The sequence below is a fragment of the Streptomyces sp. NPDC030021 genome, assembly GCF_055574035.1.
Map to the genome: position 1 here is coordinate 24,724 of NZ_JBVIAH010000030.1, position 12,156 is coordinate 36,879.

General features: G+C 72.6%; 13 protein-coding genes and 2 pseudogenes. 7 read left to right on the top strand and 8 right to left on the bottom strand.

The window, feature by feature from the left end:
* Positions 1-173: 173 nt before the first annotated feature.
* Together ACZ4YL_RS37635 and ACZ4YL_RS37640 are read left to right on the top strand one after the other, a co-directional pair.
* A complete protein-coding gene (locus ACZ4YL_RS37635; RefSeq protein ID WP_468122722.1) occupies positions 174-464 on the top strand; it encodes a hypothetical protein in 291 nt (96 codons plus the stop codon).
* A 183-nt stretch (positions 465-647) separates the two neighbouring features.
* A pseudogene (locus tag ACZ4YL_RS37640) lies at positions 648-788 on the top strand (site-specific integrase); the annotation flags it as partial.
* Between the two features lie 78 nt (positions 789-866).
* On the opposite strand, the gene ACZ4YL_RS37645 reads toward ACZ4YL_RS37640, so the two are convergent.
* Complete coding sequence (locus ACZ4YL_RS37645; protein WP_030728436.1) at positions 867-1,628, bottom strand: phosphoglyceromutase; 762 nt, start codon at positions 1,626-1,628, stop codon at positions 867-869.
* Positions 1,629-1,781: 153 nt separating this feature from the next.
* Between ACZ4YL_RS37645 and ACZ4YL_RS37650 the strand changes: the two genes are divergently transcribed.
* A complete protein-coding gene (locus tag ACZ4YL_RS37650; RefSeq protein WP_468122725.1) occupies positions 1,782-3,080 on the top strand; it encodes an MDR family MFS transporter in 1,299 nt (432 codons plus the stop codon).
* A gap of 69 nt (positions 3,081-3,149) precedes the next feature.
* Here the strand turns inward: ACZ4YL_RS37650 and ACZ4YL_RS37655 are convergent, their stop codons facing one another.
* On the bottom strand, positions 3,150-3,635 hold the full coding sequence (locus tag ACZ4YL_RS37655; protein ID WP_468122727.1) for a type III secretion system chaperone family protein: 486 nt from the start codon (positions 3,633-3,635) through the stop codon (positions 3,150-3,152).
* A complete protein-coding gene (gene mshA / locus ACZ4YL_RS37660; protein WP_468122729.1) occupies positions 3,628-4,998 on the bottom strand; it encodes a D-inositol-3-phosphate glycosyltransferase in 1,371 nt (456 codons plus the stop codon). Before mshA ends, ACZ4YL_RS37655 begins: the two co-directional genes overlap by 8 nt.
* A gap of 230 nt (positions 4,999-5,228) precedes the next feature.
* Between mshA and ACZ4YL_RS37665 the strand changes: the two genes are divergently transcribed.
* The 3 genes from ACZ4YL_RS37665 to ACZ4YL_RS37675 all read left to right on the top strand — a co-directional run bounded on the left by ACZ4YL_RS37665 (position 5,229) and on the right by ACZ4YL_RS37675 (position 9,203).
* Positions 5,229-6,050, top strand: coding sequence for a class I SAM-dependent methyltransferase (locus ACZ4YL_RS37665; RefSeq protein WP_468122731.1), 822 nt, complete (start codon positions 5,229-5,231; stop codon positions 6,048-6,050).
* A gap of 262 nt (positions 6,051-6,312) precedes the next feature.
* On the top strand, positions 6,313-7,353 hold the full coding sequence (locus tag ACZ4YL_RS37670; RefSeq protein ID WP_468122733.1) for a C40 family peptidase: 1,041 nt from the start codon (positions 6,313-6,315) through the stop codon (positions 7,351-7,353).
* A gap of 461 nt (positions 7,354-7,814) precedes the next feature.
* Positions 7,815-9,203 (top strand): PP2C family protein-serine/threonine phosphatase, encoded by a 1,389-nt coding sequence (locus ACZ4YL_RS37675; protein ID WP_468122735.1) that lies wholly within the window; start codon positions 7,815-7,817, stop codon positions 9,201-9,203.
* Positions 9,204-9,238: 35 nt separating this feature from the next.
* Here the strand turns inward: ACZ4YL_RS37675 and ACZ4YL_RS37680 are convergent, their stop codons facing one another.
* The 4 genes and pseudogenes from ACZ4YL_RS37680 to ACZ4YL_RS37695 form a co-directional block, all read right to left on the bottom strand.
* Positions 9,239-9,577 carry a DUF2516 family protein gene (locus ACZ4YL_RS37680; RefSeq protein ID WP_468122737.1) on the bottom strand — a complete coding sequence of 113 codons (339 nt, stop codon included), beginning with the start codon at positions 9,575-9,577 and terminating at the stop codon, positions 9,239-9,241.
* Between the two features lie 141 nt (positions 9,578-9,718).
* Complete coding sequence (locus tag ACZ4YL_RS37685) at positions 9,719-10,261, bottom strand: hypothetical protein (RefSeq protein ID WP_468122739.1); 543 nt, start codon at positions 10,259-10,261, stop codon at positions 9,719-9,721.
* A 23-nt stretch (positions 10,262-10,284) separates the two neighbouring features.
* Positions 10,285-10,668, bottom strand: coding sequence for a helix-turn-helix domain-containing protein (locus ACZ4YL_RS37690; protein WP_468122741.1), 384 nt, complete (start codon positions 10,666-10,668; stop codon positions 10,285-10,287).
* 62 nt (positions 10,669-10,730) lie between these two features.
* A pseudogene (locus ACZ4YL_RS37695) lies at positions 10,731-11,072 on the bottom strand (hypothetical protein); the annotation flags it as partial.
* Between the two features lie 116 nt (positions 11,073-11,188).
* On the opposite strand from ACZ4YL_RS37695, the gene ACZ4YL_RS37700 reads away from it, so the two are divergent.
* Positions 11,189-11,749: a hypothetical protein gene (locus tag ACZ4YL_RS37700; RefSeq protein WP_468122743.1), complete on the top strand. Its 561-nt coding sequence runs from the start codon at positions 11,189-11,191 to the stop codon at positions 11,747-11,749.
* Here the strand turns inward: ACZ4YL_RS37700 and ACZ4YL_RS37705 are convergent.
* On the bottom strand, positions 11,716-12,147 hold the full coding sequence (locus ACZ4YL_RS37705; RefSeq protein WP_468122745.1) for a hypothetical protein: 432 nt from the start codon (positions 12,145-12,147) through the stop codon (positions 11,716-11,718). The genes ACZ4YL_RS37700 and ACZ4YL_RS37705 overlap by 34 nt on opposite strands.
* Positions 12,148-12,156: the final 9 nt, after the last annotated feature.

Genomic DNA, 12,156 nt, shown 5'->3' on the forward strand with positions numbered 1-12,156 from the left:
GGCAAGAAGTAGTCCACCGCCTCACCGGAGCCCCCGCCCGCCGTTCCCCGGCGAGCGGGGTGTGCGCGGCGGGAAGGGGGCGGATCCGGCCGGACGGGGGGTCGGGCGGGGCTGAACGGGGGACCGCTGGGTTCGGGCGGTAACCGGGGGGACGGGCGGGGCGTTCCCCGCGCATGAAGCTGAATCGAACCTCGCTCGTCGGCGCTCTCGCCGGCGCCGTCCTGCTCCTCGGCGGTGCGCCCGCCCAGGCCGCCGAGAACCCGCTGCTCTCGCTCCTCAACAACCTCAACGTCTCCGACATCTCGGAGGTCGTGCACGTGCCGATCGAGCGCGTCCTGAACCCCAACGTCGTCCTGTCCAACGGCAACGTGGCCGCGCTCCAGGACACGGCGGAGTCCCTCCTGGCCAAGCCCGCCGCACCGGCCGCCGCACCGGCCGCGCCCGCCGCGCCGGCCGCCCCCTGACCCCCCTCCACACGAGAGGGCCGTTACCCCGGCCAAGGCGGCCGTCACGCCGCCGAGTCAGCACAAGGGCCCTGCCTGGAGTCTCCGGACAGGGCCCTGCTCCGCGCACGGGCTCCGGTCAGCCGCCGCACTGGCACGGCGCGCCCGACTGGCAGCCGCAGCCGCAGCCGCAGGCTGAGAGGAGCTGAAGCCGAGTACCTCGGGCACTCCGACCCTGGGCCGACTCCGAAGGTGTACGCGCACCTGATGCCCGGCAACCGGGACCGGGACCGGGCCCGGAAGGCTCTCGGCGGGGCGCTCCGCCCGCAAGACCCGCCAGCCTGAGGGCCCAGAGCTGCCCCAGGGTCTGAAAATGCCCCCCACCGGCGCCGTATGCGCAGGTGGGGGGCATGATCACGAAACTTACTTCTTCTTGCCCTGGTTCTTGACGGCCTCGATGGCGGCCGCCGCGGCGTCCGGGTCGAGGTAGGTGCCGCCCGGGTTCAGGGGCTTGAAGTCGGCGTCCAGTTCGTAGACGAGCGGGATGCCGGTCGGGATGTTCAGGCCCGTGATGTCGGCGTCGGAGATGCCGTCCAGGTGCTTGACCAGACCGCGCAGGGAGTTGCCGTGCGCGGCGACCAGGACCGTGCGGCCGGCCAGCAGGTCCGGGACGATGCCGTCGTACCAGTACGGCAGCATGCGCTCGACGACGTCCTTGAGGCACTCCGTGCGCGGACGCAGCTCGTTCGGGATCGACGCGTAGCGCGGGTCCGCGGACTGCGAGAACTCCGTACCGTCTTCCAGGACCGGCGGCGGGGTGTCGTACGAGCGGCGCCACAGCATGAACTGCTCCTCGCCGAACTCCGCGAGGGTCTGCGCCTTGTCCTTGCCCTGGAGCGCACCGTAGTGGCGCTCGTTCAGGCGCCAGGAGCGGTGCACCGGGATCCAGTGGCGGTCTGCGGCCTCCAGCGCGAGCTGCGCCGTGCGGATGGCGCGCTTCTGGAGGGACGTGTGCAGCACGTCGGGCAGCAGGCCGGCGTCCTTGAGCAGCTCACCGCCCCGGACCGCCTCCTTCTCGCCCTTCTCGGTGAGGTTGACGTCCACCCAGCCGGTGAACAGGTTCTTCGCGTTCCAGTCGCTCTCGCCGTGGCGGAGGAGGATCAGCTTGTACGGTGCGTCGGCCATGCGTACGAGCCTAGTGGACGCCCGGGGGCGCTCGCGCGCGGTGCGGGGTCCCGCCGGATTGACGGTGCGCGTCAATCCAGTGGCGCCCGGAGGCCCCCCGCTCGTAATGTGCACGCCGTACGAGTGATGCTTACACCGCCGGGGGGATCCCTTATGTCCGCTGCCCGTTTCGGACAGGCCGCCCGGGAGAGCGTCTCCGGGCTGCCCCGGGCCTTCTGGTGGCTCTGGACGAGCACGCTGGTGAACCGCCTCGGCGCCTTCGTCGCCACCTTCATGACCCTCTACCTGACCCTGGACCGGGGTTACTCGGCCTCCTTCGCCGGGCTCGTCGTCGCCCTCCACGGGCTCGGCGGTGTCGTCTCCTCGCTCGTCGCGGGGGTGATGACCGACCGGCTCGGGCGGCGCCCCACCCTGCTCGCGGCCCAGACCTCGACCGCGTTCTCGGTGGCGCTGCTCGGCTTCATGGAGCACCCGGCGGCGATCGCGGCCGTGGCCCTGCTGGTCGGCGTGACCTCGAACGCCTCCCGGCCGGCGGTCGCGGCGATGATGGCGGACATCGTCCGCCCCGAGGACCGCGTACGGGCCTTCGCGCTCAACTACTGGGCCATCAACCTCGGCTTCGCCGTCAGCGCGACGGCGGCGGGCGTGATCGCGGAGTACAGCTACCTGGCCGGTTTCCTGGGCGAGGCCGCCCTGACGCTGGTCTGCGCGGTGCTGGTCTTCGTCAAGCTGCCCGAGTCCCGGCCGGAACGGCCCGGGGGCGCGTCGGCCGCCGTCGGCGAGGAGCCCGCGATCGGGCTCGGGACGGTGCTGCGGGACGGCCGGTTCATGGGCGTGGTCGGGCTGTCGTTCCTGATCTCGCTGATCTTCACGCAGGGCTCGGTCGGCCTGCCGGTCGCGATGGGCGCCGCCGGGTTCTCCCCCGGGGACTACGGGCTGGTCGTCGCCGTGAACGGGGTGCTGATCGTGCTGCTGCAGATCCCGGTCACGGCGTTCATAGAGCGGCGCGACCCGCAGAAGCTGCTGGTGATCTCGGCACTGCTGGCCGGGTACGGGTTCGCGCTGACGGCCTTCGCCGGACCGGTGTGGGCGTACGCGCTGACGGTGTGCGTGTGGACGCTGGCGGAGATCGTGAACTCGCCGACCCAGATGAGCCTGGTCGTACGGCTGTCGCCGGTGCACGGGCGCGGCCGCTACCAGGGGGTCTACAACCTGTCCTGGGCGGTGGCCTCGCTGGTGGCGCCGCTGATGGCGGGCCTGATGATCGACCGGTACGGGGCCGACTGGCTGTGGGGGGCCACGGGCGTGCTGGGCACGGTGGCGGCGGCCGGCTACTGGCTGCTGATGCGGAGGCTCTCCGAGGGCGATGCGGGTACGGCTACGGGCGCGGCCGTGGCCGGTGGTGCCGGCGCGGCGATGTCCAAGCCGGTTCCGGCCGACGCCGAGGCGTAGCGCGGCCTGCGCCGCCGTCTTTCAGCCCCGCCGGCGTTTGAGGCGCGGGGTTCGGGGGCGGCGCCCCCGTTACGACGGCTGCGTCAGGTGCTTGAACGCGTCGAGGTTGAAGGTCGGCTCGCCGCGCGAGACCCGCCACTCGTACTCGCGCCGGATCGCGCTCGCGAAACCCAGCTCCAGGAGCGTGTTGAAGGAGCCGTCCGCCGCCTCCAGCACCGTGCCGAGCAGCCGGTCCAGCTCCTCCGGGTCGACGACCGACAGCGGGAGCCGGGCCGTCAGGTAGATGTCGCCGAGGCGGTCCACCGCGTACGCCATGCCGTACAGCTTGAGGTTGCGCTCCAGCAGCCAGCGGTGGACGCCCGCCTCGTTCTCGTCGGGGTGCCGGATCACGAAGGCGTTGACCGACAGCGAGTGCCGGCCGACCTTGAGCGAGCAGGTGGTGCTCAGCTTGCGGGTGCCGGGGAGCTGGACGACGTAGGACCCCGGCTCGGGGCTCTCCCAGCTCAGCTCCGCGGCGGTGAGCGCGCTCTCGATGATCTCGGCGGTGTCAGCCATGGTGGGAGCGTACGCGACGGCGATGATCATGCATGGCCGCGGTGTAGACGTCGGCCGTGCCGCTCGCCGCGGTGTCCCAGCCGAAGAACTGCGCGTGCCGCGCCGCCTGGGCGCCCATCCGGTCCGCGAGCGCCGGCTCGTCCACGAACCGCCGCAGCTCCCGCGCGTAGTCCACCGGGTCGTGCCCGGGTACGAGGATCCCCGTGACCCCGTCGTTGACGGCGACGGGCAGCCCGCCGACCTCGGCGGCGAGCACCGGCGTACCGGCGGCCTGCGCCTCTATCGCGACGAGCCCGAAGGACTCGTTGTAGGAGGGCATGACCAGCACGGACGCCGCCCGGAACCAGTCCGCGAGGCCGTCCTGCGCGACCGGCGGGTGGAAGTGCACGAGGTCGGCGATGCCGAGCTTCGCGGCGAGCTTCTGCAGGCCTTCCGGCTTGGCGAGGCCGCTGCCGCTGGGCCCGCCGACGACGGGTACGAAGAGGCGGCGGCGCAGCGAGGGGTCCTGGTCGACCATGACGGCGACGGCGCGCAGCAGGATGTCGGGGGCCTTCAGCGGCTGGATCCGCCCGGCGAAGAGGGGGATGACGGCGTCCTGCGGGAGGCCGAGGCGGGCCCGGGCGGCGGCCCGGCCGTCTCCGACGGTGAACCGGTCGAGGTTCACTCCGGGGTGGACGACGGCCACCTTGGCGGGGTCGGCCTCGTAGTGCCGGACGAGCTCGTCGGCCTCCTCGGCGGTGTTCGCGATGAGCCGGTCGGCGGCGGCCACGATCTGCGTCTCGCCTATGACGCGGGCGGCGGGCTCGGGCGTGTCCCCCTCTGCCAGCGCCGCGTTCTTGACCTTCGCCATGGTGTGCATGGCGTGGACGAGCGGGACGCCCCAGCGTTCGGCGGCGAGCCAGCCCACGTGGCCGGAAAGCCAGTAGTGGGAGTGGACGAGGTCGTAGTAGCCGGGGCGGTGGCCGGCCCAGGCCTGCATGACGCCGTGGGTGAAGGCGCACAGCTGGGCGGGGAGCTCCTCCTTGGCGAGGCCTTCGTAGGGGCCCGCGTCCACGTGCCGTACGAGGACGCCGGGGGCCAGGTCGACCACGGGCGGCAGCCCGCCGGTGGTGGCCCGGGTGAAGATCTCGACCTCGATGTTGATCGCGGCGAGCCGCCTGGCCAGCTCGACGATGTAGACGTTCATGCCGCCGGCGTCGCCGGTGCCGGGCTGGTGCAGCGGTGAGGTGTGCACGCTGAGCATGGCCACGCGGCGCGGCTTGCGGTGGTGGCCGACGGCCGGAAGGCGCAGGCGGGGCGGCTCGTGGCGGGTGGCACGGGCGGCGGCGAGGCGGCCACTGAGGCGGGACACGTACTGGCTCAAGGGACCAGTCCTCTCGGCTCGGACGGCGCCCGCACGACGCTCGGACGGCATGACTGACCGCATGCCGGACGGCATGACGGCGAGGGCGCGGAGGACGCCCTGCAAGGAGTGCAACCCGGATGGCCGTCCCGCGCATTCCGGGGTGTCCGGTTTTCCTGGAGGTTTCCTCGTTTTCAGTGCTGCGTCGGGGGATTTTCATGGTGCGCGGGCACTCCGCTTACCCTCGGCTCATGGCCTCCCGCAGTACCCCGCCCTCCAGCCGCGCGCCCGGCCGCCCTGTGGGCTCGGTGACGCGCGGGACGACCAATCCGAACCGGTTGCGCCGGATGGACCGCTGGATCGCGGCCACCCACGGGGCCGCGCTGCGGCGCGCGGAGGCGCCCGTCGCGGTGGACCTGGGCTACGGGGCCGCGCCCTGGACGGCGGTCGAGCTGCTGGCGCGGCTGCGGGACGCGGCACCGCGGGTGCGGGTGGTCGGCATCGAGATCGAGCCGGCGCGGGTGGCGGGGGCGAAGCCGTACGAGCGGGAGGGGCTGAGCTTCCGGCACGGCGGTTTCGAGGTGCCGCTGGACGGCGGGGCCCGCCCGGCACTGATCCGCGCGGCGAATGTATTGCGCCAATACGACGAGGAGCAGGTCGCCGAGGTCTGGGCGCGGCTGTGCGGGCGGCTGGCCCCGGACGGGCTGCTGGTCGAGGGGACCTGCGACGAGATCGGGCGGCGGCACGTGTGGGTGGCGCTGGGCCCGGAGGGGGCGCGCACGGTGACGTTCGCGACCCGGCTGGGCTCCCTGGAGCGCCCCTCCGACCTGGCGGAACGGCTGCCGAAGGCGCTGATCCACCGGAACGTGCCGGGCGAGCCGGTGCACGCGTTCCTGCGCGACTTCGACCGGGCGTGGGCGGCGGCGGCTCCGTACGCCTCGTACGGGGCGCGGCAGCGCTGGATCCGGACGGCGCGGGCGCTGGCCGGCGACTGGCCGCTGGTGGACGGGCCGCGGCGGTGGCGGCAGGGGGAACTGACGTTGCCCTGGGAGGCGTTGCGCCCGATGGGGTGAACGCGGTCTGCGGGGGAACGGGGGATGGGGGTGGTCCGTTGAACCGTGCGGGGGTGGGAATGGCGTCCGTTGGGGCGGACAAGATCGGATCGCCATCCACAAGGGTGTTGGAATTCATCGACTCGTGGCACCATCCCGATGGCAGTGCGAAGTTACTGATGAATAGTCAGATCTGATACGGGGTCTGGCTCGGGTGCCTGGGGGGACCATGGGAGCCGCAAGGCAACGGCGAGGCGCAAGCTCTCTCGTGCTGGTGTGCACGATGGCGATACTGACGGTGCCGGGCCTCGCCGCGGGCGTGGCGTACGCGGCTCCGTCGGCGCCGACGACCCCGGCGGCGCCGGCCGCGCCCCTCCCCGAACCGGGCGGCAAGTCCCTGGAACAGGTCCGCAAGGAGATCGAGGAGCTGTACCGGCAGGCGGGCACCGCCACGGACGCCTACAACCTCGCCGAGGCCGAGACCAAGGCCCAGTCGGACAAGATCGTCGAGATCGCCAATCTCGTCGTCGCCGGCAAGGAGAAGATCACCGCCCTGAAGAACCGGGCGGGCGCCGCCGCCCGCGCCCAGTACCGCTCGGGCGGGATGCCGCCGGGCGCGCAGCTGGCACTGAGCGACGACCCGAACCACTACCTCGACGGGGCGGGCCGGCTGCGCCAGGGCGAGAAGGCCACCTCGGGCATGCTCTCCGAACTGGACCGGACCCAGGCCGACTTGCAGCGCTACGCCCAGGAGGCGAGCGAGCGCTGGGCCACCCTGGAGGCCAACCGGATCAAGTCGGAGGAGTCCAAGAAGCAGATCGAGGAGAAGATCAAGGCCGCCGAGGAGCTGGAGAGCAAGCTGGAGGCCGAGGAGAAGGCCCGGCTGATCCAGCTGGAGCAGGAAGCCCAGTACAAGGCGCAGACGGCGTGGCTGTCGACGGGCGCGATGAAGGACGTCAACGGCGCGGCCACGGATGCGGGCAAGCGGGCCGTGCAGTTCGCCACCGCCCAGATGGGCAAGCCGTACAAATGGGGCGCCGTGGGCCCGGCGTCCTTCGACTGCTCCGGGCTGACCTCCCAGGCCTGGCTGGCGGCGGGCCGGGGCATCCCGCGCACCTCGCAGGAGCAGCTGCGGCTGCTGCCGAAGGTCGCACTGAAGGACATGCGCCCGGGCGACCTGATCATCTACTTCGACGACGCCAGCCACGTCGGCATGTACGTCGGCGACGGCGCGATGGTGCACGCCCCGCGCCCCGGCCGGAACATCACGATGGCGGGCGCGGGCTCGATGCCGATCAAGGCAGTGGTCCGCCCCGACGCGTAGCCCCTGCGGGGTCGCTCGGCGATACGGGTGCGGCGGCGCCGGGGCTCGACCCCGGACCCGCTGCCGGGCGCGGCCCCTTGCCTTCGGCCTGTCCGGGGCGCGGGGCGGAGCCCGGGACCTTCGGCCCGTCCCGGGGCCCGGGTCCGGGGCCGGGGCCGGGGCCGGGGCCCGTGTTCGAGGACCGTGTTCGAGGACCGGGTCCGGGGCGGAGCGCCGGCCAGGTCCGTCCGTCCGGCGGATCGGGTGACGCAGGCAACCCGGAGGGGCTCGGACACGTCTCGCTTGACGGGACGGAACACGGCCCCGCCGTGACCTTTGTCATCCAGTGAGGCCGATTTTCCCCCGCGATAACCGCATATGCCGGAGGCCCTCGCCAAGGACGGCATTCCGTTCGCCGGGCCGGGACCGCTAGGGTCTGCCGGACGAGCGCACCCTCGGGGGGAGGGAAGGAACCGGAGACGATGCCCGTACCCGTACCGCGGCAGAGGGACACCTCGGCCACGGAGAGCGGTCAGGCCGTTCTGCACACCGCCGCCCCGGCCGTAGCCGCCACGGGCGTCGCGCAAGCGACCCCTCAAGCCGCCCCTCACACGAGCCCGCTGACCCTCCTGGTCATCGAGGACGACCCGGCAGGCGGCCTCACCGTCCCCGAGATCCTCGACGCGGACGGCCACCGCATCCGGATCCGCACCGCCCGCAATCTCACCGAGGCCGAGCGGCTGCTCACGCCCGACGTGCACTGCATCCTCCTCGACCTGTCCCTCCCGGACGCCAGCGCCCGCACGCCGGGAGCTGCGGCCAACGGCTCGGCCACCGCCCCGGCCAACGGAACCGGCGCCGCCAACGGGACCGGCACCGCCACTGCCACCGCCGTGGACCAGCTGGTCGCCCTCCACCAGGTGCTGCGCATCGCCCCGCGCCACGCCGTCCTCGTCCTCACCGGCGAGGACGACGCCGAGCGCGCCGCCGAGGCCGTCCGGGTCGGCGCCCAGGACTTCCTCTTCCGGGACGAGCTGGACGGCCGGCTGCTGAGCCGCGCCATCCGCTACGCCGTGGAGAGAAAACGGGCGGACATCGCCCAGTACAAGCTCGCAGAATCGAAACTGCGCGCCCAGGAAAACGCCCGGCTGGAACGCGGCCTGCTCCCCACGCCCCTCCTGGAGGGCTCCGACCTCCGCTTCGCCGCCCGCTACCGCCCCGGCCGCAGCCGGGCCCTGCTCGGCGGTGACTTCTACGACACCGTCCGCACCCCCGACGGCACCGTCCACGCCATGATCGGCGACGTCTGCGGCCACGGCCCCGACGAGGCCGCGCTCGGCGTCGAGCTCCGCATCGCCTGGCGCGCCCTGACCCTGGCCGGCCTCTGCGGCGACGACCTGCTGTCCACCCTCCAGGAGGTCCTGGAGGTGGAGCGGCCGTGCGAGGAGATATTCGCGACGCTGTGCACGGTCGACATCGCCCCGGACGGACGCCGTGCCGGTCTGTGCCTGGCCGGTCATCCGGCCCCGCTGATCTCCCGGCCGGGCCGCCGCGCGCGGCTGCTCCCGTACGAGAACAGCGGCCCGGCCCTCGGGCTGCTGCCCCGGGCCCGCTGGCCGCGCCGCCAGGTGGAGCTCGGCGGCACCTGGAGCCTGATGCTCTACACCGATGGCCTGATCGAGGGCCACATCGGCGAGGGCAAGGAACGTCTGGGCCAGGACGGCATGGTCGACATGATCAACCGCCATCTGGACCGCGGTCTGAGCGGTGAGGGCCTGCTGGAGGCCTCCGTCACCGAGGCCCGCCGGCTCAACGGCGGCGAGCTGACCGACGACGTGGCCGTGGTCCTGCTCTCCCGCGCCGAGGGCTGAGCCGCGCGCCGAAGCCGTCGGCGCTCCGGGTCCGCCTACCGTCCGCCGTTGTAGGGCCCGTACGGCCCGTCGCTGCTGCTGCCGCCGCGCCGGCCGCCACCGCCCGAGACCTGCTTGAGGGCCGGGCGTACGTCGACGAAGAACACGATGGTCGCGACGAGACCGGCGATCTGCAGGAACAGCATCCCCAGGAAGAAGTCCACGGCCACGGTGACGCCGAGGATGACCAGCCAGAAGGTCTTGCTCTGCTTGTCGGCCGCCCGGTACGCGTCCTCCCGCGCCACCAGGGCGAGCACGAAGGCCACGACGGCGAGCACCAGCATGACGAGCCCGAGGAACGGGATCACGCCTCGATCGAACCCTTCCATCAACATCGCTTCGACCGCCTTCTCAGCTTCTGCTTCGCACTTCCGATGCCGCCCGACTCCACGCTACCGGCACAGGCCCCTTCATGAACCACAACGGGCCGGGCACCTGAAGGGTGCCCGGCCCGCCGTCGCTCATGCGGCTGCGCTTCAGCTCGCGTCGTCCGCCGTGACCACGGCCTTCTTGGCCGTGGTCTTGCGCGCGGGGGCCTTCTTCGCGACGGGCTTCTCCGCTGCGGCGGCCTCGGCCGCCGGCTCCGACGCCGGCTCCGCCTCGGCCTCCGGCTCGACGGCCACGGCGATGTCGACGATCTCGGCGGAGACCTCGCCCCGCCAGTTCCGCACGGCCTGCTCGCCGTGCACGGCGACCTTGTCGTACGTCTCCTTGGCGCGCACCGCGTACTCGGCGGCCACGCCGACACCGCGAAGCGCCAGGTCCTGGGCGGTCTCCCCGAGCTTCTTCGGGTCGATCGCGCCGAGCACCTCGGCGAACTTGGCGGTGACCGCCTCCTGTACAGCCTTCGGGTCCGTGTTCTTCACGGCCTCGATGCGCGCGGGGGCCTCGGCGCGCAGCTGCTCGATCAGGTCGGGCACCTTCTTGGCCTGCTGCACGGCCAGGTCGGCGGTGCCTGCGGCGAAGTAGAGGGGAGTGGGGTCGGTGAGGGTCTTCTTCAGGTCATCGGCGATGGCCATGTGCTGGTCCTCCCGGATCAACTTCAGTTCGTCTTCGACGGCATCTCGTCGGCGGGCGCATCGAGCGCGTTCTCCTTGCGGAACGACTCGTAGATCTGGAGCAGCACCTGCTTCTGCCGCTCGTTGATCGACGGGTCGGCGAGTATGACGGCTCGCGTCTCCACTTCCTCCGGGTCCCGCTCATCCAGGATCCCGGCCTGCACGTACAGCGTCTCCGCGGAGATCCGCAGCGCCTTGGCCAGCTGCTGCAGGATGTCCGCGCTCGGCTTGCGCAGCCCGCGCTCGATCTGGCTCAGGTACGGATTCGACACCCCCGCCTGCTCGGCCAGCTGCCGCAGCGAAAGCTGAGCCTGCCGACGCTGCTCACGGAGGTACTCGCCGAGATTTCCGACGTTGAGCGATGCCATGCTCAGATCCTGCCCGACCTTGCTAACTATTGCAAGCGCCCCGCTTGCAACATCTCCCACCGGGTGAGGATGACGCGGTCGTGGGGCCACTCGGGGCTGACGACGTCTACGGTCCAGCCGTCCGCAGGTGAGCTCCGGCGACGCGTCCGGGGTGCTGGTGTCAGGGTCCGGATCCCGGTCGCGGGCGATCTTCTCGCCGGTGACCGCGTCGAAGAGTCCATGGCCGTCGCCGGACACGACCATGACGAGGTCGTGCCCGCTGTCGGGAGGACGACGAACCCGATGCCGAACAGACCCCCGACGGGAGTCCTGCGGTCCGGCACCGGCCGCCACGGCTCCGGGGCCGGCATGACGGCGGCGGCGATGTGGCGCTCGCGCAGCCTCTGCTGGTACTCCGTGACCAGCTCCTCTCCTCCGGGCTGTCCGTGCCGGGGGTCAGGACCGCGAACCGCCGCCGTCCCGCCCCCGCCGTGGCGATACTCGGTGGATCCGGTCGGGCGGGCCCCACAGGATGGGGCGTATGAGTCTCCCGCCCGTCCCGCCCGTCCCGAACCGGGTGGAGTTCCTGCGCGTCCCGCACCCCGGCTTCCCGCACCTCACCGCCTGGGGCGTCCGCATCGACGGCACCGACCTTCGCGTCCTCGTCGCGGAGGCGACGCGGGCGCTCTGGAGCCGGGAGCTCGACGCAGACGACGACACCCCGCAGGAGCGCGACGAGTTCCTGCTGCGCCAGCACGCCCCGCTGCACCTGGACGACGACGCCGACGGTGCCCGGGCCCGGGCCCACTTCCTGGGCGAGGCGCCACCGGAGCTCCGCGACGACAACACCGGCGCCCTGTGCCTCCTGAGCTGCCCCTGCGGGATCGACGCCTGCTGGCCCCTGCTCGCCATGGTCCGCGCCACGGAGAACGAGGTCACCTGGTCCGGCTTCCACCAGATCCACCGGCCGGAGTGGGGCGAACTGCTTCTGGGCCCGTACGTCTTCCCGCGCCCCGCCTACGACGAGGCCCTGGCCGCGCCGGTCCCGCTCGCCCAGGACCCGCTCAGCTACGGGACCGAGAGCCGTACCTCGGACAGGTAGCCGGTCGGGGATCCGGCCTGCGGCAGGCTCACCCCGGGGTGCTGGCCCGGTCCGAGGGCCTCCAGCACCTCGGCGGCCGGGTACCCGAACAGGTCGACGTCGTGGAGGACCACCGGGACGGCGGACGGGCCGGCCGGTCCCGGCCCGCACCGGCCGAGGTGGACGGCCGCCAGACCGTGCCGGTCGTGGCCGGCGCGGCCGAGGCGGTCCGGGCAGTCGCCGTAGGCGAGCAGCTCCAGGCCCTCGTAGCGGGCGGTGAAGGCCCAGCCCGTCCCGCAGACCCAGGTCTCCCGCACATCCGCCAAGGTCGCGACGGCCCACCGGGCCTCCCGCCCGGACATGCCGAACCTCAGGACGCCGGCACGATGCGGCAGAGCCAGACCCGTGCCGGGCAGCACGTCGAACAC

Coding starts and splice junctions, on each gene's coding strand:
- ACZ4YL_RS37675 (WP_468122735.1), top strand. CDS start 7,815: ATGCCCGTACCCGTACCGCGGCAGAGGGACACCTCGGCCACGGAGAGC.
- ACZ4YL_RS37685 (WP_468122739.1), bottom strand. CDS start 10,261: ATGGCCATCGCCGATGACCTGAAGAAGACCCTCACCGACCCCACTCCC.
- ACZ4YL_RS37690 (WP_468122741.1), bottom strand. CDS start 10,668: ATGGCATCGCTCAACGTCGGAAATCTCGGCGAGTACCTCCGTGAGCAG.
- ACZ4YL_RS37670 (WP_468122733.1), top strand. CDS start 6,313: ATGGCGATACTGACGGTGCCGGGCCTCGCCGCGGGCGTGGCGTACGCG.
- ACZ4YL_RS37645 (WP_030728436.1), bottom strand. CDS start 1,628: ATGGCCGACGCACCGTACAAGCTGATCCTCCTCCGCCACGGCGAGAGC.
- ACZ4YL_RS37635 (WP_468122722.1), top strand. CDS start 174: ATGAAGCTGAATCGAACCTCGCTCGTCGGCGCTCTCGCCGGCGCCGTC.
- ACZ4YL_RS37665 (WP_468122731.1), top strand. CDS start 5,229: ATGGCCTCCCGCAGTACCCCGCCCTCCAGCCGCGCGCCCGGCCGCCCT.
- ACZ4YL_RS37700 (WP_468122743.1), top strand. CDS start 11,189: ATGAGTCTCCCGCCCGTCCCGCCCGTCCCGAACCGGGTGGAGTTCCTG.
- ACZ4YL_RS37655 (WP_468122727.1), bottom strand. CDS start 3,635: ATGGCTGACACCGCCGAGATCATCGAGAGCGCGCTCACCGCCGCGGAG.
- ACZ4YL_RS37650 (WP_468122725.1), top strand. CDS start 1,782: ATGTCCGCTGCCCGTTTCGGACAGGCCGCCCGGGAGAGCGTCTCCGGG.
- ACZ4YL_RS37680 (WP_468122737.1), bottom strand. CDS start 9,577: ATGTTGATGGAAGGGTTCGATCGAGGCGTGATCCCGTTCCTCGGGCTC.